At 73.2% G+C, this 19452-nt stretch carries 16 protein-coding genes; 9 read left to right on the top strand and 7 right to left on the bottom strand.

Translation table 11 applies throughout. From position 1 onward, the window contains the following. Positions 1 to 4: 4 nt before the first annotated feature. Entirely contained in the window at positions 5 to 1174 is a 1170-nt protein-coding gene (locus ACIRSS_RS25505) for an acyl-CoA dehydrogenase family protein (protein WP_400899773.1), read from the bottom strand. A gap of 121 nt (positions 1175 to 1295) precedes the next feature. Then, on the bottom strand, positions 1296 to 2129 hold the full coding sequence (locus ACIRSS_RS25500) for a TetR family transcriptional regulator (protein ID WP_400899030.1): 834 nt from the start codon (positions 2127 to 2129) through the stop codon (positions 1296 to 1298). A gap of 108 nt (positions 2130 to 2237) precedes the next feature. Between ACIRSS_RS25500 and ACIRSS_RS25495 the strand changes: the two genes are divergently transcribed. Genes ACIRSS_RS25495 through ACIRSS_RS25485 form a run of 3 tightly spaced genes read left to right on the top strand, consistent with a single transcriptional unit; the run spans position 2238 to position 5119 of the window. Then, entirely contained in the window at positions 2238 to 3233 is a 996-nt protein-coding gene (locus ACIRSS_RS25495) for a phosphotransferase family protein (protein WP_400899028.1), read from the top strand. Positions 3234 to 3246: 13 nt separating this feature from the next. After that, entirely contained in the window at positions 3247 to 4011 is a 765-nt protein-coding gene (locus tag ACIRSS_RS25490; protein WP_400899026.1) for an enoyl-CoA hydratase-related protein, read from the top strand. 13 nt (positions 4012 to 4024) lie between these two features. Next, the gene (locus tag ACIRSS_RS25485; RefSeq protein WP_400899024.1) at positions 4025 to 5119 is read left to right on the top strand and encodes a CaiB/BaiF CoA transferase family protein; all 1095 of its coding nucleotides are present in this window, start codon (positions 4025 to 4027) and stop codon (positions 5117 to 5119) included. A 202-nt stretch (positions 5120 to 5321) separates the two neighbouring features. Here the strand turns inward: ACIRSS_RS25485 and ACIRSS_RS25480 are convergent, their stop codons facing one another. After that, positions 5322 to 5864 (bottom strand): TetR/AcrR family transcriptional regulator, encoded by a 543-nt coding sequence (locus tag ACIRSS_RS25480; RefSeq protein ID WP_400899022.1) that lies wholly within the window; start codon positions 5862 to 5864, stop codon positions 5322 to 5324. 152 nt (positions 5865 to 6016) lie between these two features. Between ACIRSS_RS25480 and ACIRSS_RS25475 the strand changes: the two genes are divergently transcribed. Both ACIRSS_RS25475 and ACIRSS_RS25470 read left to right on the top strand, forming a co-directional pair. Next, on the top strand, positions 6017 to 7477 hold the full coding sequence (locus ACIRSS_RS25475; RefSeq protein WP_400899020.1) for an aldehyde dehydrogenase: 1461 nt from the start codon (positions 6017 to 6019) through the stop codon (positions 7475 to 7477). Then, a complete protein-coding gene (locus ACIRSS_RS25470) occupies positions 7474 to 8835 on the top strand; it encodes an MDR family MFS transporter (RefSeq protein ID WP_400899018.1) in 1362 nt (453 codons plus the stop codon). Before ACIRSS_RS25475 ends, ACIRSS_RS25470 begins: the two co-directional genes overlap by 4 nt. A 50-nt stretch (positions 8836 to 8885) precedes the next feature. On the opposite strand, the gene ACIRSS_RS25465 is transcribed toward ACIRSS_RS25470, so the two are convergent. Continuing rightward, the gene (locus ACIRSS_RS25465; RefSeq protein ID WP_400899016.1) at positions 8886 to 9368 is read right to left on the bottom strand and encodes a carboxymuconolactone decarboxylase family protein; all 483 of its coding nucleotides are present in this window, start codon (positions 9366 to 9368) and stop codon (positions 8886 to 8888) included. 455 nt (positions 9369 to 9823) lie between these two features. On the opposite strand from ACIRSS_RS25465, the gene ACIRSS_RS25460 reads away from it, so the two are divergent. Beyond that, positions 9824 to 11479 (top strand): discoidin domain-containing protein, encoded by a 1656-nt coding sequence (locus tag ACIRSS_RS25460; RefSeq protein WP_400899014.1) that lies wholly within the window; start codon positions 9824 to 9826, stop codon positions 11477 to 11479. Here ACIRSS_RS25460 and ACIRSS_RS25455 read toward each other — a convergent pair. Beyond that, positions 11476 to 12075 (bottom strand): TetR/AcrR family transcriptional regulator, encoded by a 600-nt coding sequence (locus ACIRSS_RS25455; protein ID WP_400899013.1) that lies wholly within the window; start codon positions 12073 to 12075, stop codon positions 11476 to 11478. The two genes, ACIRSS_RS25460 and ACIRSS_RS25455, sit on opposite strands and share 4 nt — an antisense overlap. A 110-nt stretch (positions 12076 to 12185) precedes the next feature. Here ACIRSS_RS25455 and ACIRSS_RS25450 point away from each other — a divergent pair, with 110 nt between their 5' ends. Continuing rightward, on the top strand, positions 12186 to 13247 hold the full coding sequence (locus tag ACIRSS_RS25450; protein ID WP_400899011.1) for an MBL fold metallo-hydrolase: 1062 nt from the start codon (positions 12186 to 12188) through the stop codon (positions 13245 to 13247). Then, the gene (locus ACIRSS_RS25445; RefSeq protein ID WP_400899009.1) at positions 13244 to 15610 is read left to right on the top strand and encodes an acetyl-CoA acetyltransferase; all 2367 of its coding nucleotides are present in this window, start codon (positions 13244 to 13246) and stop codon (positions 15608 to 15610) included. The genes ACIRSS_RS25450 and ACIRSS_RS25445 overlap by 4 nt, the downstream gene beginning before the upstream one ends. Positions 15611 to 15637: 27 nt before the next feature. On the opposite strand, the gene ACIRSS_RS25440 is transcribed toward ACIRSS_RS25445, so the two are convergent. Next, positions 15638 to 16798, bottom strand: coding sequence for a TetR/AcrR family transcriptional regulator (locus tag ACIRSS_RS25440; protein ID WP_400899007.1), 1161 nt, complete (start codon positions 16796 to 16798; stop codon positions 15638 to 15640). Between the two features lie 173 nt (positions 16799 to 16971). Here ACIRSS_RS25440 and ACIRSS_RS25435 point away from each other — a divergent pair, with 173 nt between their 5' ends. Then, positions 16972 to 18165, top strand: a complete 1194-nt coding sequence (locus tag ACIRSS_RS25435) for an oxygenase MpaB family protein (protein ID WP_400899005.1) — start codon at positions 16972 to 16974, stop codon at positions 18163 to 18165. A 30-nt stretch (positions 18166 to 18195) separates the two neighbouring features. Here ACIRSS_RS25435 and ACIRSS_RS25430 read toward each other — a convergent pair whose 3' ends face one another. Continuing rightward, positions 18196 to 19380 (bottom strand): MFS transporter, encoded by a 1185-nt coding sequence (locus ACIRSS_RS25430; RefSeq protein WP_400899003.1) that lies wholly within the window; start codon positions 19378 to 19380, stop codon positions 18196 to 18198. Positions 19381 to 19452: the final 72 nt, after the last annotated feature.

Raw genomic sequence — 19452 nt, 5'->3', positions numbered from 1 at the left:
GCCGTCAGGCCGGGGGCAGCACCGGGTCCCGCCGCAGCTCGGCCTTCGCGATGGACCGCAGGTGCACCTCGTCCGGGCCGTCGAACAGCCGCATCGCGCGGTGCCAGGCGTACATCGCCGCCAGCGGGGTCACGTCCGTGACGCCCGCGCCGCCGTGGACCTGGATCGCCCGGTCGATCACGCGGGTCGCCGCCCGCGGCACCGCCACCTTCGCCATCGCCACCAGGTCGCGGGCCGCCTTGTTGCCGGCCACGTCGATGACGTGACTCGCCCGCTGGCACAGCATCCGCGCCTGGTCGATCTCCAGCCGCGACTCGGCGATCTGCTGCCGCACCACCCCCTGGTCGGCCAGCGGCCCGCCGAACGCGACCCGGTCGCGCGCCCGCGCCACCAGGAGCGCGAGGGCGCGCTCGGCCGCGCCCAGGGCACGCATGCAGTGGTGGATCCGGCCCGGCCCGAGCCGGGCCTGCGCGGCCGCGAACCCGCCGCCCTCCTCACCGATCACGTTCTCCACCGGCACCCGGACGTCGTCGAAGCGCACTTCGGCGTGGCCGTGCTGGTCGTGGTGGCCGAACACCGGCAGGTCGCGCACGATCGTGACGCCCGGCGTGTCGCGCGGGACGAGCACCATGGTCTGCTGCCGGTGCGTCGCCGCCCCGGGGTCGGTCTTGCCCATCACGATGAAGAACGCGCACCGCGGGTCCATCGCCCCGCTGGTCCACCACTTGCGCCCGGTGATGACGTAGGTGTCGCCGTCGCGCACGATGCGGGTGGCGATGTTCGTGGCGTCGCTGCTGGCGACGTCCGGCTCGGTCATCGCGAACGCCGAGCGGATCTCCCCCGCCAGCAGCGGCGCGAGCCAATCCCGCTTCTGCGCTTCGCTGCCGAGCAGGTGCAGCAGCTCCATGTTCCCCGTGTCGGGCGCCTGGCCGTTGATGGCTTCGGGCGCCAGGTCGAGGCTCCAGCCCGACAGCTCCGCGATCGGCGCGTACTCCAGCTGCGTCAGCCCCGACTCGGCCGGCAGGAACAGGTTCCACAGCCCTTGGGCGCGTGCCGCCGTCTTCAGCCGCTCGACCACCGGCGGGACGACGTGGTCGTCCGGGCCCGCGGCCCGGCGGTGGGCCAGGTACTCGGCCTCGGCCGGGAGCACCTGGTCACGCATGAACGCCAGCATCCGTTCGTGGAGCTCGCGGGCGTGCGAAGAGGGGGCAGGGAGGTCGTAAGCCGCCACGGGATACTCCTGAACAACGCCGATCGGATGGTCGGCTCGACCGTACGAGCGGGGCAACGGGGTGTCAACGCGCGAGCCGCACCACGTCCAGGGCGAACCCGACGTACTGGCGGGCGACGGTCTCCGGCGACGACGGCCCCTCGGGCGACCACCACTGCGGCAGCGCGGTGCACATCGTGACGACCGCCCGCGCGGCCTCCTTCGGCAGCGGCGTGGCCATTTCCCCGCGCCGGCAGCCTTCCCGGACCTCGTCGTCGACCATGTGCTGCACCTCCTGGCGGCTGGCCGCGATGCGGATCCGGTTCGGCTCGTCGAGGCTGCGCATCTCGCTCGCGCCGATGAACCCCAGCTCCCGCCGGTGGGTGTGGAACAGCGCCAGGCACTCGACCAGCCGCGTGAACCGCTCGACCGGGCCGTCCGCCTCGGCGCGCGCGGCGCGGGCCCGGGTCAGCAGGTCGTCCATCGTCAGGTCGAGCAGCGCCACCAGCAGGTCCTGCTTGGCCGGCCAGTGGTGGTAGACCCCGGGCACCGACAGCCGGGCGCGCTGGGCGATGTCGCGGATGGTGGCGCCGTGGTAGCCGAGCTCGACGAAGGCCGCGAGCGCGCCGGCCAGCGGCGGTTCGAGCCGCAGGGGCCCGAAGTCGCGCCAGCCGGCGGCCGGCGCCGAGCCGCGCAGCGCCGCCGGCTCGATGCCCAGGATCCCGGCGGCCCGCGCGAGCCGGGCGTCGTCGATCTTCGTCGCGCCGTTCTCCACCGCGCTCCACGTGCCGGCGCTGACGTCGAGGGCCTGGGCCACGTGCCGCAGGGTCAGCCCGGCCGTCCGGCGGGCCGCGCGCAACCGGGCGCCCACCTCCCTGCGGGCGTCGAGCTCCTCCGGGGCGATCCCACGCACTCCCACCGGTCCGTCCTCTCGGCGCTTGACAACTTCCGGCCGCCTCGGGGATGGTACTCGACATCCTGTTCAGTTTTACCGTGCAAACGCTCGGTTTTCGGAAAGGGTCCGGTCATGTCGGCGAGCCCACCGGGGGTGTCCGTCCCCGCCCTCGAGGCGTTCCTGCGCGAGCACGGGCTGCTGGCCGGCCCGCTGCGGGTGGAGCTGCTGGCGGGCGGGCGGTCCAACCTGACCTACCTGCTGAGCGACGGAACCGGCCGGTGGGTGCTGCGCCGGCCGCCGCTGGGGCACGTCCTGGCCACGGCGCACGACATGGACCGCGAGTTCCGCGTCCTGCGGGCCCTGCACCCGAGCGGGGTGCCCGTTCCCGAGCCGATCGTCCAGGGCGTGGCCGACGTTCCCTTCTACGTCATGGAGTTCGCCGAAGGCAGCGTGCTGCGCGAACGGCACCAGCTCGAACCCTTCGGCGGCGAAGGGGCCACGCGGCTGGCCGACGCGCTCGTCGAGACCCTCGTCCGGCTGCACGACACGGACCCCGCCGCCGTCGGACTGGGCGAGCTGGGCCGCCCGGACGGCTACCTCGAACGCCAGCTGCGGCGCTGGGCCCGGCAGCTGCGCGACTCCCATAGCCGCGACCTGCCCGAGCTCACCGCGCTGGGCGAACGCCTGGCCGAGCGGGTGCCGCAGCGGAGCGCGGCGGCGATCGTGCACGGGGACTACCGCCTGGACAACCTCGTGGTCGACCCGGCGAGCGGGCGGGTGGTCGCCGTCCTCGACTGGGAAATGGCGACGCTGGGCGATCCCCTCACCGACCTCGCGTCCGCGGCCGTCTGGTGGGACGGCCCGGAAAGCCCGGTCGCCGCCACGCCCGGGACCGTCCCCGGCTTCCCCGGAGGCGACTTCCTCGTCGAGGCGTACGCCCGGCACAGCGGCCGGGACCTCGCCGGCTTGCCGTGGTACCTCGCGTTCGCGTGCTACAAGATCGCGGCGATCTTCGAAGGCATCCACTACCGCGCCCGGCAGGGCTTGACCGTCGGCGACGGCTTCGACCGCCTCGGCGCCCTCGTGCCGGCCCTCGTCGACCGCGGCCACGCCGCCCTCGCCGCGTGAACCGGGACCAGGAATGAGCATCACTTACACCCTCGACGGGCGCGTCGCGCGGATCCGGCTGGCGGACGGCGAGCGCGGCAACCCGCTCGACCAGTCCACTGTGGATGATCTGCGCCTGGCCGTGCGCCGGGCCCGGTCCGACGACGCGCACGTCGTCGTCCTGTCCGCCGAGGGCCGTGCCTTCAGCTTCGGCGGCGACGTGGCGGCCTTCGCCGCGGCCGACGACGTCGGCGCCCTGGTCGACGACCTCGCCGAAACCCTCCACCGCGCCGTCAGCGACCTGCACCGGCTGGACGCCGTCGTAGTCGCCGTCGTCCAGGGGGTCGCCGCCGGGGCCGGGCTGGCGCTCGCCGCGGCGGCCGACCTGGTGCTCGCCGGGACGTCGGCGCGGTTCACGCTGGCCTACACGAAACTCGGCTTCTCCCCCGACGGCGGCAGCTCGCTGCTCACCGCCTCCCTCGGCCTGCACCGGGCCCTGCACCTCGCGCTGCTGAACCCGGTGGTCACCGCGGAGGAGGCGCACCGGCTCGGGCTGGTCGCCCAGGTCCACCCGGACGGCGAACTCGAAGCCGCCGCCGAGGAGGTCGTGCGTCAGCTGGCTGCCGGGTCGAGAGCCGCCCAGGTGGCGACGAAACGCCTGCTGCGCGAGACGGCCATCCCCGCGGCCGAAGCCGCGCTGCGGCGTGAGAGCGTGTCCATCCGGGACCGGGCCGCCGGTCCGGACGGCCGCGAAGGAGTCGCGGCCTTCCTGGGCAAGCGCCCGCCCGAGTTCCGCTGACGGAGGACCCACCATGACCGGACCCCTCGCCGGGCTGCGCGTCGTCGAGCTGGCCGGGATCGGGCCGGGCCCACACGCGGCCATGATCCTCGCCGACCTCGGCGCCGACGTCGTGCGCGTCGAGCGTCCCCGGGGCACGCTCGACCTGACCGGCGGCAAGCCGGACCACCTGCTGCGCGGCCGCCGGTCCGTGGCGGCGGACCTCAAGTCGCCCGAAGGACGGGACCGGGTGCTGCGGCTGGTCGCGCGGGCCGACGTGCTGCTCGAAGGGTTCCGGCCGGGCGTCGCCGAACGCCTCGGCGTCGGCCCGGACGCCTGCCGGGAGGTGAACCGGCGGCTCGTCTACGCGCGGATGACCGGCTGGGGCCAGGACGGGCCGCTGGCCGCGCGCGCCGGCCACGACATCAACTACATCGGCTTGACCGGCGCCCTGCACGCGATCGGCCGCGCGGGCGAGCGCCCGGTTCCGCCGCTGAACCTGGTCGGCGACTTCGGCGGGGGCTCGATGTTCCTCGTCACCGGCATTCTGGCGGCGCTGTGGGAGCGCGAGCGGTCGGGTGAGGGCCAGGTGGTCGACGCGGCCATGGTCGACGGCACCAGCGTGCTCCTGCAGATGCTGTGGACGATGCGCGGGCAGGGCACCTGGTCGGGCGAGCGCGGCGCGAACCTGCTCGACGGCGGCGCCCCGTTCTACGACACGTACGTCTGCCGGGACGGCGGGTGGATGGCGGTAGGCGCGATCGAGCCGCAGTTCTACGGCGCGCTCCTCGCCGGGCTGGGCCTCGACCCCGCCGAGCTGCCCGACCAGCTCGACCGCACCGGCTGGCCGCGCCTGCGCGCCCGGTTCGCCGAGGTGTTCCTGACCCGGACGCGTGACGAGTGGGCGGCGGTGTTCGCCGACACGGACGCGTGCGTGACGCCGGTGCTGGCGCCCGAGGAGGTCGCGGCCCACCCGCACCTCGCGGCCCGCGCGACGATCATCGAGGTGGACGGCGTCGAGCAGGCGGCCCCGGCACCGAGGTTCTCCCGCACGGCCACGGCGCATCCGTCCCCACCACCCCAGCCGGGCGCGGACAGTGATGCGGTTTTCGCCGAGTGGGAAGCCTGACCGCTCAGTTCGCACCGAATGCCCGCGCGACGATCGCCCGCCGCGAGTAGGCGATCCGGCCGCAACGGTTCTCGGGTACGGCCCACAGCACATCCGAGCCGCCGCCGCAGCCGGTCGCGGACCCCGACGCGGTCTTCGCCGAGCGGGAACCCTGACCGCTCAGCTCGCGCCGAATACCAGCCGGCCGCCGCGGCCGGGAACCTCAGCTCGCGCCGAACGCCCTTAAGAATGTGTCGACGATGATGTCGGCCGCCTGGGCGTCGCTCAGGTCGGGCAGGTCCTTTGTGGACAGGTGCACCAGCTGGCCGAGCACGTTGCCCGGCCAGCGGGGCGGGAGCCCGGGCCGGAGGAAGCCTTCGTCCGTCGCGCGCTGGAGGAAGGCGTCGACCTCGTCGACCGCGCGCAGGCGGCGGGCCCAGATCTCCGGGTCCGAGCGCATGCGGCTCACCTCCGTCGGCCACTTGCGGTTGACCCCGACGATCTCCTCCACGTACCGGTGCAGGGCCACCGGCACCGGCGCCTCGCGCAGCCGGGCGGCTTCGATCGCCGCCTCGATCGCGTCGAGCCGGGCCTGGTAGACCGCCGTCAGCAGCTCCTCGCGGCCGGTGAACCGGCGGTACACCGTCCGGCGGTCCACGCCGGCCTCGGCCGCGATCGCCGCGATGCTCGTGGCCGGGTCTTCGGCCAGCATGCGGGCGCCCGTCGTCAGCAGGAGTTCGAGGTTGCGCGCGGCGTCGGCTCTCACGGTCCCAACCTACCCTTCGGTGTCGCTCTCCCCGGCGTAACCGCCACCCGAGTGGGGCTGATCTCCAAATGTGCACCGCCTCACACGTGAGCCAGTTGGTCATCTTAAGTGCTACATTGATGTGGCAGATCGAGAACGACCAGGAGGCAGCCGTGATCACCCACACCCAGCTCTTCATCGGCGGCGCGTGGACCAGCCCGAGCAGCGCCGAACTGCTGGACATCGTTTCCCCACACGACAACGCGGTCATCGGCCGCGCGGCGCAGGCGGTGCCCGCCGACGTCGACCGCGCCGTCGCCGCCGCGCGGAAGGCGTTCGACGAAGGCCCGTGGCCGCGCACCACACCGGCGGAACGGATCGCCGTGCTCCGCCGGCTGGCCGCCCTCCGCGAGAAGCGGGCGGACGAGATCGCCGCGCTCATCTCCGCGGAGAACGGCTCGGCGCTGTGGTTCACCAAGGCCGGCCAGCCCGGACTGGGGCGGCAGGCCAACGCCTACCTGAAGGCGGCCGCGGAGTTCGACTGGGAGAAGACCCTCGAGCCGTCGGACCCGGCGCTGCCGTTCCGGTCGGTCGTGCGCCGCGAGGCGATCGGCGTGGTCGCCGCGATCATCCCGTGGAACTCGCCGTTCTCCTCGGCCCTGGCCAAGATCATCCCGGCGCTGCTCGCCGGGAACAGCGTCGTCCTCAAGGTCTCGCCCGAGAACACGCTGAGCATGAGCCTGCTCGCCGACCTGCTCGTGGAGACCGGGCTGCCCGACGGCGTCATCAGCGTCCTGCCCGCGGACCGCGAGACGAGCGAATACCTCGTCAAGCACCCGGACGTCGACAAGATCGCCTTCACCGGGTCGACCCGCGCCGGGCGCCGCATCGCGTCGCTCGCCGGGGAGCAGCTCAAGCGGGTCAGCCTCGAACTGGGCGGCAAGTCCGCCGCGATCATCCTGCCCGACGCCGATGTCGACGCGGCCGTCCAGGGCCTCAAGTTCGGTTCCCTGCTCAACAACGCCGAATCCTGCATCGCCCAGACGCGCATCCTCGCGCCGCGCAGCCGGTACGAAGAGGTCGTCGCCGGGCTGAAGAAGCTGATCGAGTCCCTCGGCGTCGGTGACCCGGCCGACGACGCGACCTTCATCGGCCCGATGATCCGCCGCGACCAGCAGCAGCGCGTGCTCGACTACATCCGGCTCGGCGTCGCCGAGGGCGCGCGGCTCGTCACCGGCGGCCCGGAAGTGCCGGCGGGGCTGGAAAAGGGCAACTACGTCACGCCGACGCTGTTCGCCGACGTCGACAACGGGATGCGCATCGCCCAGGAGGAGATCTTCGGCCCGGTCCTGGTCGTCATCGCCTACGACGACGAGGACGACGCCGTCCGCATCGCCAACGACTCCGAGTACGGCCTCTCCGGCGGGGTGTGGTCGGCGGACCCGGCGCACGCGCTGGCCGTCGCGCGCCGCGTGCGGACCGGCACCGTCACCGTCAACGGCGCGCCGATCGGCTTCGACGGCCCGTTCGGCGGCTTCAAGGCCAGCGGCCTCGGCCGCGAGTACGGCGCCGTCGGCCTCGGCACCTACACCGAGTACCAGACCATCACGATCCCGGAAGAGCGAGACAAATGACCCTCGACGTCCCCGCCAGACCCGCGGTGCGCCCGGCGATGGCGGCGCTGATCCTCGCCGTCCTGCTGGCCGCCCTGGACCAGACCATCGTTTCCACGGCGCTGCCGAAGATCGCCGCCGACCTCGGCGGGTTCCGCGACATCGCCTGGATCACCGCCTCCTACCTGCTCGCTTCGACCGCCGCCACGCCGCTGTGGGGCAAGCTCGGCGACATGCTCGGGCGCAAGCGCCTGTACCTCGTCGCCACGACGGCGTTCCTGGTCGCCTCCGCGCTCTGCGGGCTGGCCCAGGACCTCCCCCAGCTGATCGCCGCCCGCGCCGTCCAGGGCCTGGCCGGCGGCGGCATGATCGTCCTCACGTTCGCGCTCGTCGGCGACATCGTCGAGCCCGCCGAGCGCGGGCGCCACCAAGGCCGGTTCGGCTCGGTGTACGGCGTCGCCAGCATCGCCGGGCCGCTGCTCGGCGGCCTGTTCACCGACCACCTGTCGTGGCGGTGGGCCTTCTTGATCAACGTGCCCGTCGGGCTGGTCGCGGTCGTCCTCGCGGCCCGCGCTTTACCCGCCGCGGTCCGCAAACCGGCGGCGCGCATCGACTACCTCGGCGCGCTGCTGCTGGCCGGCGCGGCCACGGCACTGGTCCTGATCACCTCGTTCGGGCCGCGCTGGGGCTGGACGTCGCCGGGCACCCTGGCGCTCGCGGCCGCGGCGGTCGTGCTGGCCCTCCTGGTGGTCCCGGTCGAACGCCGGGCCGCCGCGCCGGTGCTGCCGCTGTCGATGTTCGCCTCGCGCACGGTCGTCATCGCCTCGCTCGTCGGCTTCATCGCCAACGTCGCGATGTTCAGCGCGCTGGTCTACCTGCCGACGTTCCTGCAGGTCGCCGACGGCGTGTCGGCCACGCTGTCCGGCGTGCACCTGCTGCCGCTGGTGATCGGGCTGGTGGTCAGCCAATCGCTCGCCGGCCGGTGGGTCGCCGACCCGGCGCGGCTGCGGGTGGTCCTGGTGACCGGCATGGCCCTGAACGTCGCCGGGCTCCTGCTGCTGAGCACGCTGGCCCCGGGAACGGCCCAGCTCGCGCTGGTCGCGTACTTCCTGGTCGCGGGCGTCGGCATCGGCATGGTCCCGATGGTGGCGCTGACGGCGGCGCAGAACGCGGTGGCCCCGGCCGACATCGGCGCGGCGAGCGCGGTGGTCACGTTCGCCCGGTCGATCGGCGCCGCGTTCGGGGTGGCGGTCTTCGGCACCCTGCTCGGCGAGGACGTCGCGCACACCATCGGCGGGGCGTTCCTGGCGATCACCCCGGTGGTCGTGCTCGGCACGGTGCTCGCGGCCGGGCTGAAGCGTCCACAAGCGACAATGTGACCCGGCCCGGCCGGGAGAGGCGCCCCAGTCCGGGGCGCCTCCGCGGGTGCTCAGGCGAACTCGGCGAGCATCCCGGGCTCGTAGGAGCCGCCCTTCTGGTGGACGATCACGGCGAGCCGGTTGGCGGCGTTGATCAGGGCGACCAGCGCGACGAGGGCGGCGACCTGCTCGTCGTCGTAGTGCTCGCGCACCCGGGCCCAGGTCGCGTCGGAGACGCCGTCGTGGTGGTCGGCGAGCCGGGTGCCCTCCTCGGCCAGCGCGAGCGCGGCCCGCTCGGCCTCGGTGAAGACGGTCGATTCCCGCCAGGCGGCGACGAGGTGCAGCCGGACGGCCGTCTCCCCGGCGGCCGCGGCTTCCTTGGTGTGCATGTCGATGCACCAGCCGCACCCGTTGATCTGGCTGGCCCGCAGGCTCACCAGCTCCCGGGTGGCCTTCGGCAGCGGCGACCGCTCGACCACCAGCCCGAGGTTCGCGAACCGCTTGCCGAGCCGGGCGCCGATCTCGGTGGTGAACAGGTCGATCCGGGGTTCCATGGCTTGGTCCTCACTCGTGTCGTGGCGGGTGAACGACCTCAAGACACCGGGTGCGGGAACCCTGTGACAGCTCGCCGTCGTGACGGCCGTCACCAGCACGAAGCCGGGTCTGGATCCGCTACGGCAGCTTCTACGAGAGCCCGACGGCCGAGACTGGGCCGAGCTCGATCCGCCCCAGCCCAAGAAACATGCCGGACCCGACCGGCGCGCAGAACTCCGACGCGGCGGCACTCCGACACGGCGGCACTCCGACACGGCGGAGAAGTTCAAAGCCCACACGACCCGCTGTGGCAGCGTCAGCAGGAGGCCTGGCGAACCGGATGGACGTCAATTGACGTCATATTTTTCGAGCATCGGTACGAAAATTTCTGCAATCGGTCCGACTATTGCCAGTTCCTGTCCGGCCGCCTACAGTCCGGTCTCGTAACTCGAGCGGCGTGGCGAGAGGAACTGGCATGGCGATCTCGCGCAGGGTCTTCCTCGGTTCGGCCGCGGCGTGGGGCGCGCTGTCCGCCCTCGGTGCTCCAGGGGCCGCCGCGGCGAGCGCGCCCGGGGACGTCGTCGGCAAGATCACCGTCGGGTACCAGGGCTGGTTCGCCTGCGCCGGCGACGGCGCGCCGATCGGCGGCTGGTGGCACTGGAGCCAGGATTGGGGCCGGACGCCGTCGCCGGGCAACAACGTCATCAAAGCCTGGCCGGACCTGCGCGAGTACACCCGCACCTACCCCACCGCCTACGGCAACCTCGGAAACGGCCAGGCCGCAACGCTTTTCTCGTCCTACGACCAGCAGACCGTCGACACGCACTTCCGGTGGATGCGCGAGAACGGCTGCGACACCGCCGCTCTGCAGCGCTTCAACCCCAACAGCAGCGAAGGTCCGACGCGCGACGCGATGGCCGCCAAGGTCCGCGCCGCCGCCGAGGCGCAGGGGCGGAAGTTCTACATCATGTACGACGCCACCGGCTGGGCGGCCATGCAGACGGAACTGAAGGCCGACTGGACGGCGAAGATGTCCGCGCACACCGCGTCGCCGGCGTACGCGCGCCAGAACGGCAAACCGGTCGTCTGCATCTGGGGCTTCGGGTACAACGACGGCAACCACCCGTGGGACGCCGGTACGTGCCTCGACGTCGTGAACTGGTTCAAGGCCCAAGGCTGCTACGTCATCGGCGGCGTACCGCGGGAATGGCGCACGAGCGACGGCGGGTCGCGGCCCGGCTTCGGCGGTGTCTACCGCTCGTTCGACATGATTTCGCCGTGGATGGTCGGCGCGATCGGCGACGCGGCGGGCTCGGACTGGGCGTACCAGAACCTCACCGTGCCCGACCAGGCCGACTGCGCCGCCCACGGCATCGACTACCAGCCGTGCGTCCTGCCCGGCGACGTCTCCGGGCGGCAGCGCGCCCACGGCGACTTCATGTGGCGCCAGTTCTACAACGTGGTGCGCGCCGGCGTGGCGGGCATCTACATCTCGATGTTCGACGAGTACGGCGAAGGCAACCAGATCGCGAAGACGGCGGAAAACGCTTCGATGACCCCGGTCGGCTCCGGCCTGCTCGCGCTCGACGAAGACGGGACGGCCTGCTCGTCGGACTACTACCTGCGGCTGACCGCCGACGGCGGCCGCATGCTCAAGGGCGAGATCCCGCTGACGCCGGTCCGCCCGACCCGGCCCACGCTCACCACCGGCGGCGCGACCGACCTGGCGCGCGGCCGCGCCACGAGCGAAAGCAGCCACACGCAGAACTACGGCGGGGGCAACGCCGTCGACGGAAACCCGGACACCTATTGGGAAAGCGCGAACAACGCGTTCCCCCAGTGGCTGCAGGCCGACCTCGGCGCGGCGGTCGCGGTGACGCGGATCGTGCTGGCGGTCCCGCCGTCGAGCGCGTGGGCCACCCGGACGCAGACGCTGACCGTGTCCGGTTCCGCCGACGGCACCACGTTCGACACGCTGGTCCCGGCGACCGGGTACGTGTTCGATCCGGCGCGGGGCAACAGCGTCACGATCGCCGTCCCCGGTGGTGCCCGGCGGTTCCTGCGCGTGACCTGCACCGGCAACACCGGCTGGCCGGCCGGCCAGCTCGCACGGTTCGAGGTCTACGGCTAGCCGGCGGTCACCGCGCCGAGGACGAAGTCGACCAGCTCGCCGGCGTAGTCGGTCAGCCCCGCCGCCACCTGGGGCCGCAAGTGCGCCGGGGTCGCCAGCGCGTGGTTGAGGCAGCCGCCCACGATCGCGTCCAGCAGCAGCGTCACGCTCGTTCCGCCGTGCAGCTCCCCCCGGGCGATGCCGCGCCGGACGATCGCCCTCGCCGCCAGCACCTGCGCTTGCCTCAGCTGCGCCACCCGTTCCGCCACGCCGGGGATCCGGTCGGCGTCCATCAGCAACCTCGTCGTCGCGCGGCCCGACTCGCCGAAGAACGCCGTCAGCATCTGCTCGGCCAGGCGGACCAGGTCTTCGCGCACCGAGCCCGTGTCGATGTCGGCCACCGGGGTGATCCGCGCTTCGAGGCAGCTGGCCAGCAGCTCCTTCTTGTTCGGCCAGCGCAGGTAGATCGACGCCTTGCCCACGCCCGCGCGCCGGGCCACGGAGTCGACCGTGAACCGGCCCCAGCCGTCCTCGCCGAAGACCTCCGCGGCCGCGCTCAGCACGCGCCGGTCGACCTCGGGGTCGCGGGGCCGCCCGGCCGGGACCTCGCCCGTCATGCGCCTCACCTCGCCCGGTGATCGGGGTCATTGCCGAACGGAATCCGCCCACTATAGAGTCGGGCCATTACTGGACGCACCTTGTTCAGTATCTCGCGGAAGGTGCACACATGCCGGGAATCGAAGTGCTCGGCACCGAGCAGCAGGCAGCGTGGCGGGCGCGGCAGCGGCCGCCGGTCGAGAAGCTGCCGGGCGGGCTGTGGTCGGTGCCGGTCCCGATCCCGGACAACCCGCTGCGCTACACGCTTTCCTACCTCGTACCCGCCGACGAGGGCCTGGTCGTCGTCGACCCCGGCTGGGACACCGACGCGGGCTGGACGGCCCTGCTCGACGGCCTCGCGACCGCAGGCGCGTCGACCGCCGACGTCGCCGGGATCGTCACCACGCACGTCCACCCCGACCACCACGGCCTCTCGGCCCGGCTGCGCGCCGAGTCCGGCGCGTGGATCGGCATGCACCCGGCCGAACGCGACACGCTCCCCCAGCGCCGCCGTGACGAGCACGGCGACACCCGCACCGAGATCACGACCTGGCTGCGCGGCTGCGGCGCCCCGGAACCGGAGATCACCGGCCTCCTCGACGCGCTCGAAGCCGCGCCGCGACCGGCCGCCGAGCTGCCCGACCCCGACGTCCTGCTGGAGGACGGCGACCTCGTCCCGGTGCGCGGCCGCCGGCTGCGGGCCGTGTGGACGCCCGGGCACACGCCCGGGCACCTGTGCCTGCAGGAGCCGGACGCGCAGCTGCTGCTGACCGGCGACCACGTGCTGCCGCGGATCACCCCGGCGATCGGCTCGTGGCCGGGTGCCGCCGAGCCGCCCCTCGGGCAGTTCCTCCGCTCGCTGGAGCGCACCGCGACCTTCGACGACCACGACGCCCTGCCCGCGCACGAGTACCGCTTCCGCGGGCTCGCCGCGCGCAGCGAGCTGCTGCGCGAGCACCACGAGCAGCGGTGCGCGGAGATCGTCGCCGTCGTCACCGAGCTCGGGCAGCCGACGCCGTGGGAGATCGCCACGCAGCTGACGTGGTCGCGGCCGTGGCCCGAGATCGGCTTCATGCGGCTGTCCGCGGTGGCCGAAACCGTCGCCCACATCGAACACCTCGCCGGGCAGGGCCGTCTGGCGTGGCCGGGGTACGGCCCGGTCCCGGCGCGCGTGACGAGGAGCGCCCGGTGACCGGCCTCGACCCGCGCACCCCGGTCCTGGTCGGCGTCGGCCAGTTCGCCGAACGCCTGGACGATCCCGGCTACCGGCGGCTGTCCGCGGTGGACCTCGCGGCCGAAGCCGTCCGGGCCGCGCTGGCGGACACCGGCGCCGACCCGGCGGCCGTCGCCGCGGCGGCCGACACCGTCGGCGGCATCCGCCAGTTCGAGAACTCCACGCCGGTCGCGTCCGCTCCGCTGGGCCGGTCGGACAACTACCCGCGCTCGGTGGCCAGTCGCGTCGGTGCGACGCCGGCCCGCGCGATCCTCGACGTCGCCGGCGGGCAAGGCCCCCAGCACCTGGTCACCGAGTTCGCCGCCGCCATCGCCGCCGGCGAGATCGAGGTCGCGCTCGCGTTCGGCTCGGAAGCCATCTCCACCGTGCAGCACCTCGCGCGGGCAGCGGACAAGCCCGACTTCACCGAGCACGTCGAGGGCAGCCTCGAAGACCGCGGCTACGGCCTGAAGGGGCTCGCCTCCCGGCACCAGGTCGCGCACGGGCTCGCGGACGCCCCCAGCCAGTACGCGCTGTTCGAGAACGCCCGGCGAGCGCGTCTGAAGCTGTCGCGCGAGGACTACGCCGCCGCGATGGGCGAGCTGTTCGCGCCGTTCACCCGGGTCGCCGCCGCGAACCCCTACGCCGCCGCGCCCGTCGAACGGACCGCCGAGGAGCTGGCGACGCCGTCCGAGGCGAACCGGCCGATCGCCGATCCCTACACCCGCTACCTCGTCGCGCGGGACAAGGTGAACCAGGGCGCCGCGGTCGTCGTCACGTCGGTCGCGGCCGCGGACCGGCTCGGGATACCGCGGGAGAAGCGGGTTTTCCTGCACGGGCACGCGGACCTGCGCGAACGCGACCTCATGGAGCGCGCGGACTTCAGCAGGGGCCCCGCGTCGGTGCTGGCCGCCCGGCACGCCCTCGACGTCGCCGGCATCGACGTCGCCGATCTGTCCACAATGGACCTCTACAGCTGCTTCCCGGTGCCCGTCTTCACCGTCTGCGAAGGGCTCGGCCTCGATCCCGGTGACCCGCGCGGTCTCACTCTCACCGGCGGCCTGCCGTTCTTCGGCGGCGCGGGCAACAACTACTCCATGCACGCCATCGCCGAGACCGTCCAACGCCTGCGGGCCGCGCCCGGCACGTTCGGGTTCGTCGGTGCCAACGGCGGCCTGATGAGCAAGTACTCCGCCGGCGTCTACTCGACCACGCCGGTGGCGTGGCGGCCGGACGACAGCGCCGCGCTGCAGGCGGAAATCGACTCGTGGCCGGCGCCGGCGGAGGCCCGGCAAGCCGACGGCTGGGCCACGATCGAGACGTACACCGTGAAGCACGGCCGCGGCGGCGAACGCACCGGCATCGTCATCGGGCGGCTCGAAGCCGACGACCGGCGCTTCCTCGCCTTGACCCACGACGGCGACGAGGACGCGCTCGCGCTGCTGTCCACCGGGGAGCCGATCGGCAGCCGCGTGTTCGTGCGCTCCTTCGGGTTCGGCAACCGGGTCACCACCACGGCGGCCCGGATGGCCGCGCTGTTCCCACCGCGGCCGAAGGTGCTGCGGGACGGCTACGAGCACGTCCTGGTCCGCCGCGACGGGCACCTCCTGGAAGTCACGATCAACCGCCCGGAGTCGCGCAACAGCCTGCACCCGGCGGCCAACGAGGAGCTCGACGAAGTCTTCGACGCCTACTTCGCCGACCCCGATCTGTGGGTCGCGATCCTCACGGGTGCGGGCGGGAAGTCTTTCTCGGCCGGCAACGACCTCGTGTACTCGGCTTCCGGAAAACCCTTGTGGGTGCCCAAGAACGGCTTCGCCGGGCTCACCAGCCGCCGGGACATGGCCAAGCCGGTGATCGCGGCGGTCAACGGCTACGCGATGGGTGGCGGCTGCGAGATCGCGCTGGCCTGCCACCTCGTCGTCGCGGACGCGACCGCGCGGTTCGCCCTGCCGGAGGTCAAGGTCGGCCTGGTCGCCGGCGCCGGCGGCCTGGTCCGCCTCCCGCGCACGGTCCCGCCGGCCATCGCCACCGAAATGATCCTCACCGGACGCCGTCTCGACGCGAATGAAGCGCTGACGTACGGCCTGGTCAACCGCGTCACCGAAGCCGGCCAGGCCCTGGCCGGCGCCCGTGAGCTGGCCGCGCGGATCCTGGACGGCTCCCCCACGTCGGTCCGGGCCTCGCTGCGGATCATGGCCGAGACGCGGGGCATCCCCGATCCCGTCGACGCGGTCGAGCACCCGTCGGCGGCGTTCGACGACCTCCTGGTCAGCGAGGACACGATCGAAGGGATCACGGCTTTCGCGCAGAAACGGCGGCCCGTCTGGCGCAACCGCTGACCCGGACGCCCCCGGCCCGGCTCCCGGTCAGCGGGCCAAGGCGCCCATGAGCAGCGCGGCGACGGCCGCCCGGTGCTCGGGGGTGTCCTGCCAGCGCAGGTGGCGCCCGGCTTCCACGACCACGCCGAACCCGGCGTGCACCAGCACCCGGGCCTGGCGCGCGTCGAGGTCCGGGCGGGCCTCGCGCAGGTGTTCCTCCCAGACCGCGATGTGCTCGCGCTGCGCGGCGACCAGCGGACGGCGCAGGCCCGCGGGCAAGCCGACGACTTCGGCGTTGGCCACGCTGTTGAGGGCGCTGTACTCGAAGCTGTAGGCGACGTAGGTCGCGGCCAGGGCGGTCAGCGCGTCGACGCCGGTCAGCCCGCGCAGGTTGGGTTCGACCGCCTGGGCGAGCAGGTCGGCGGCCTGCAGGCACGCCGCGGCCAGGATGTCGGCCTTGCCCGGGAAGTAGCGGTACAGCCCGGACGGCACCAGCCCGACGGCCTCGGCGAGCATGCCGTTGGTGACGGCGGCGAACCCGTCCCGTTCGAACAGCGGGATCGCGGCCGCGAGGATCTCCGACCGCCGCGTGCGCGGCACGGGCCGGGCAGGCAGCTCGACGGGACCGACGTCCGCGACCGCCACCGTCGGGTCGGTCGCGACCACGCGCAGCGCGGCCGCCTGCAGCAGGTCTTCGACCCGGCGGCGGCCGATCGTGTTGTGGTGCATGGTGATCGACCCGATCGCGCCCAGGGCCGCCACCGCTCGCAGGTGCTCGCCGGGCAGCGGGTACTCGCGCCGCACCACCTCCGCGACCCGGCCGACGACGTGGGCGAACTTGCCCTTCAGCACCCGGCGGTCGTCGCGGTCGAGGTACCGGGCCTCCCACCGGTACACGCCCCCCGCGGACCGGTGGGCGACGGTGATCCGGGCGATGGCGGCGAGGACGTCCGCGGACGTCGCGTCCGGGGGCACCTCGTCGAGCGCCGCGACGAGCCGGTCCACCATGACGTTCGCGCACTCGGCGAACAGCGCGTACTTGTTCGGGAAGTGCCGGTACAGCGCGGCCGCGGTGATCCCGACGCCGGCCGCGATCTCCTCCATGGACGCCGCGTGGTAGCCGCGCTCGCTGAAGACCGTGGCCCCCGCTTCGACGATGAGCTGCTTGCGGTTGCGCGGCCGGACGGCCGCCGCCGGCTCGGCGGTCACCGGGCGGGGTGCTGGGCGGACGGGACCATGCGTGCCAGTCAACCACGGCGGGCACCGGATGACCCCCGGACGCCTCTTGCCGACCGGCGACCGGGCTCGCTATGTTAATGAAGAATCTCTCCCCGAAACGTGCTCGAAGCGGTATTTGCCTACCAAGGAAGCTAGGTAAGTCAATGAGCGATCTCAGCAGGAGGAGCGTCCTTTCGCTCGGCGTCGCGCTGGGCTTGGCGAGTGCGACGAGCGTCGTCCCGGCCTGGGCCTCGACGGGCGCCGCCACGGCGGGCACCGACCCGTGGTGGACGTGGGACGACGAGGTCGACCGCCTGATGGCGGGCATCCTCGACACCGGCGGGGTGCCCGCGGTCAACACCGCGCTGCGGCCGTGGGTGAACAACAGCGACCCGCTGCCCACCGGCCTGCCCGCCGACCTCGCCGGCTACTTCCAGGGGGCCAACCGGCTGCCCTCGTGGGCCGACCCCGCCAAGCTGCGCCGGGCCGCGGACTTCAACCGGCGCAAGGACACCTACCTGTTCATGCTCTACGGCCTGGGCAGCGGCATCATGAGCACGGTCATCCCGCGGGAGGCCAAGTCGGTCTACTGGTCGGCGGGCGGCGCGAACATGCAGGACCGCGCGGCCAAGACGTTCACCTTCGGCTACGACCTGAGCGATCTCGACGCGTTCGAGCCCTCGGGCCAGTTCGTCGTCACGGCCAACAAGACACGGCTCGTGCACGCCGCCGTGCGGCACCTGCTGCCGCAGTCGCCGCACTGGCGGGCGGTCGCCGACGAGCAGGTCCCGATCAGCAACGGCGACATCCTGGTGACGTTCCACAGCCTCGGCACCTACGTGCACCGGAAGCTGCTCGAATGGCGCGTCCCGATGTCGGCCGCCGACGAAGAGGCCTTCCTGCACCAGTGGCAGGTCGCCATCCACCTCCTCGGCGTGCGGGACGAGTTCATCCCCAAGACGTGGGCGGAGGCGGACGCGCAGTCGACGCGGGTGCTGACCCCGCTGCTCGCCCCGACGACCGAAGGCAAGGAGCTGGCGGCGGACCTGCTCGGGCTGACCGCGCAGGTCGACCTCGGCGTCACGCGCGGGTTCCTCGACGAGTTCGTGCGGTACGTGCTCAGCGACGCCGTCGGCGACTGGCTCGGCCTGCCCCGCGACTACGCCGCGGCCGCGCTGGTCCGCACCGGCTGGCCGGCCTACATCGCGTTCCGCGAGGGGCTGCTGCCGATCGCGCCGGCCGGGTTCTACCTGTTCGACCAGTTCATCCGCGCGATCGCGATGCTGTTCCTCAACAAGGCCTCCTCGCCGACGACCACGCCGATCACGATCCCGACGGGGAACCGGCCCGGCGCCTGACAGCGTGGCGCTCCCCGGTCCCGGGGAGCGTCACGCCCGGCGCGGGATCCACCGCCACAACGCCCCGGCCGCGAGGAAACCGACCAGGCCGCTGGCCACGATCCCCGCGCCGAGGCCGGCCAGCGCGGTCACCGCGGACAGGATCAGCGGGCCCACACCGGTGCCGATGTCGGCGAGCTCGTTCCAGATCCCGAGGTGCGTCGGGCGGCCCACCGCCGGCGAGACGTCGGCGCCGAGCGTCATGACGATGCCCGAGCCGATGCCGTTGCCGAACCCCAGCACCATGGCCGCGACCGTCAGCAGGACCGCGCCGCCGGCGAGCGGCATGACGAGGAAGGCCGTGCCGAGCACGAGGGTCGACGGCACGGCGACCCAGCGCCGGCCGTAGCGGTCCATGACCTTGCCCGCCGGGTAGAACGTCAGCGCGTCGACGGCGCCGGCGACGCCGTAGATGATCGAACTGGTCGTCGGCGACAGCCCGATGTGCGCCGCCCACAACGGAACGACCGTCTGGCGGGTCTGCCGGATCGCCGACAGCAGCAGGACGCCGGTGCCGAGGGTCGCGTACACCCGCCACTGCTGCCGGAGCATCTTCCGAGTCGTCACGGCGGACGCGGCGGCCCGGTCGTCGGCGGTGACCTCGAGGTCGGGCACGCGCAGCACCAGGGCGGCCGCGGCGGCGATCGCGGCCAGGCTCACGTAGTACGCACCGGGCAGGCCCGCGAACCGCATCGCCGCGGCCCCGGCGAACGGTCCGAGGAAGAGGCCGATCCGCATGCTCCCGCCCAGCGTCGACAACGCCCGCGCGCGCATGTGCAGCGGGACGATCTGGGTCAGGTAAGACTGGCGGGCCAGGCCGTAGACCGCGCTCGCCGCCCCGATCAGCACGACGCCGCCGCCGTAGAGCAGCAGCGACCCCGGCCCGCGGCCCAGGTCGACCAGGCAGGTCACGATCCCCGCGACCATGACGGCCGCGGCGACCAGCATCGCCCGGCGTTCCCCGATCCGCGTCGCGAGGACGCCGGCCGGGATGTTGGCGGCGAGCGAGCCGACGCCGAGCATCGCGGCGATCAGCGCGGCCGTCGAGGTGCTCGCGCCGCGTTCGATCGCGCTGAGCGCGATGACGGGCAGCACGGCTCCTTCCGACAGCCCGAAGAGGGCGGCCGGCCCGTACGCCGCCGCGGCGACCGAGCGCAGGCGGAAGTCGTCGACCATGTCGGCCCATCATGCGTGACCGGGGCGCGCTCCCGGGCGCGGAAGTGATCATTCCCTCGCGTCGCGGCCGGT

It is taken from the genome of Amycolatopsis sp. NPDC101161, assembly GCF_044768185.1.
Lineage (GTDB): Bacteria > Actinomycetota > Actinomycetes > Mycobacteriales > Pseudonocardiaceae > Amycolatopsis.
The sequence above is the reverse complement of the archived record's forward strand: the minus strand, read 5'-3'. Positions and strand labels throughout refer to the sequence as shown.

What these genes read in the sequence shown, in the direction of transcription:
- ACIRSS_RS25430 (WP_400899003.1), bottom strand. Translation starts at nt 19,380, where the DNA reads ATGGTCGACGACTTCCGCCTGCGCTCGGTCGCCGCGGCGGCGTACGGG.
- ACIRSS_RS25495 (WP_400899028.1), top strand. Translation starts at nt 2,238, where the DNA reads ATGTCGGCGAGCCCACCGGGGGTGTCCGTCCCCGCCCTCGAGGCGTTC.
- ACIRSS_RS25505 (WP_400899773.1), bottom strand. Translation starts at nt 1,174, where the DNA reads ATGCTGGCGTTCATGCGTGACCAGGTGCTCCCGGCCGAGGCCGAGTAC.
- ACIRSS_RS25450 (WP_400899011.1), top strand. Translation starts at nt 12,186, where the DNA reads ATGCCGGGAATCGAAGTGCTCGGCACCGAGCAGCAGGCAGCGTGGCGG.
- ACIRSS_RS25460 (WP_400899014.1), top strand. Translation starts at nt 9,824, where the DNA reads ATGGCGATCTCGCGCAGGGTCTTCCTCGGTTCGGCCGCGGCGTGGGGC.
- ACIRSS_RS25455 (WP_400899013.1), bottom strand. Translation starts at nt 12,075, where the DNA reads ATGACGGGCGAGGTCCCGGCCGGGCGGCCCCGCGACCCCGAGGTCGAC.
- ACIRSS_RS25465 (WP_400899016.1), bottom strand. Translation starts at nt 9,368, where the DNA reads ATGGAACCCCGGATCGACCTGTTCACCACCGAGATCGGCGCCCGGCTC.
- ACIRSS_RS25485 (WP_400899024.1), top strand. Translation starts at nt 4,025, where the DNA reads ATGACCGGACCCCTCGCCGGGCTGCGCGTCGTCGAGCTGGCCGGGATC.
- ACIRSS_RS25490 (WP_400899026.1), top strand. Translation starts at nt 3,247, where the DNA reads ATGAGCATCACTTACACCCTCGACGGGCGCGTCGCGCGGATCCGGCTG.
- ACIRSS_RS25435 (WP_400899005.1), top strand. Translation starts at nt 16,972, where the DNA reads ATGAGCGATCTCAGCAGGAGGAGCGTCCTTTCGCTCGGCGTCGCGCTG.
- ACIRSS_RS25470 (WP_400899018.1), top strand. Translation starts at nt 7,474, where the DNA reads ATGACCCTCGACGTCCCCGCCAGACCCGCGGTGCGCCCGGCGATGGCG.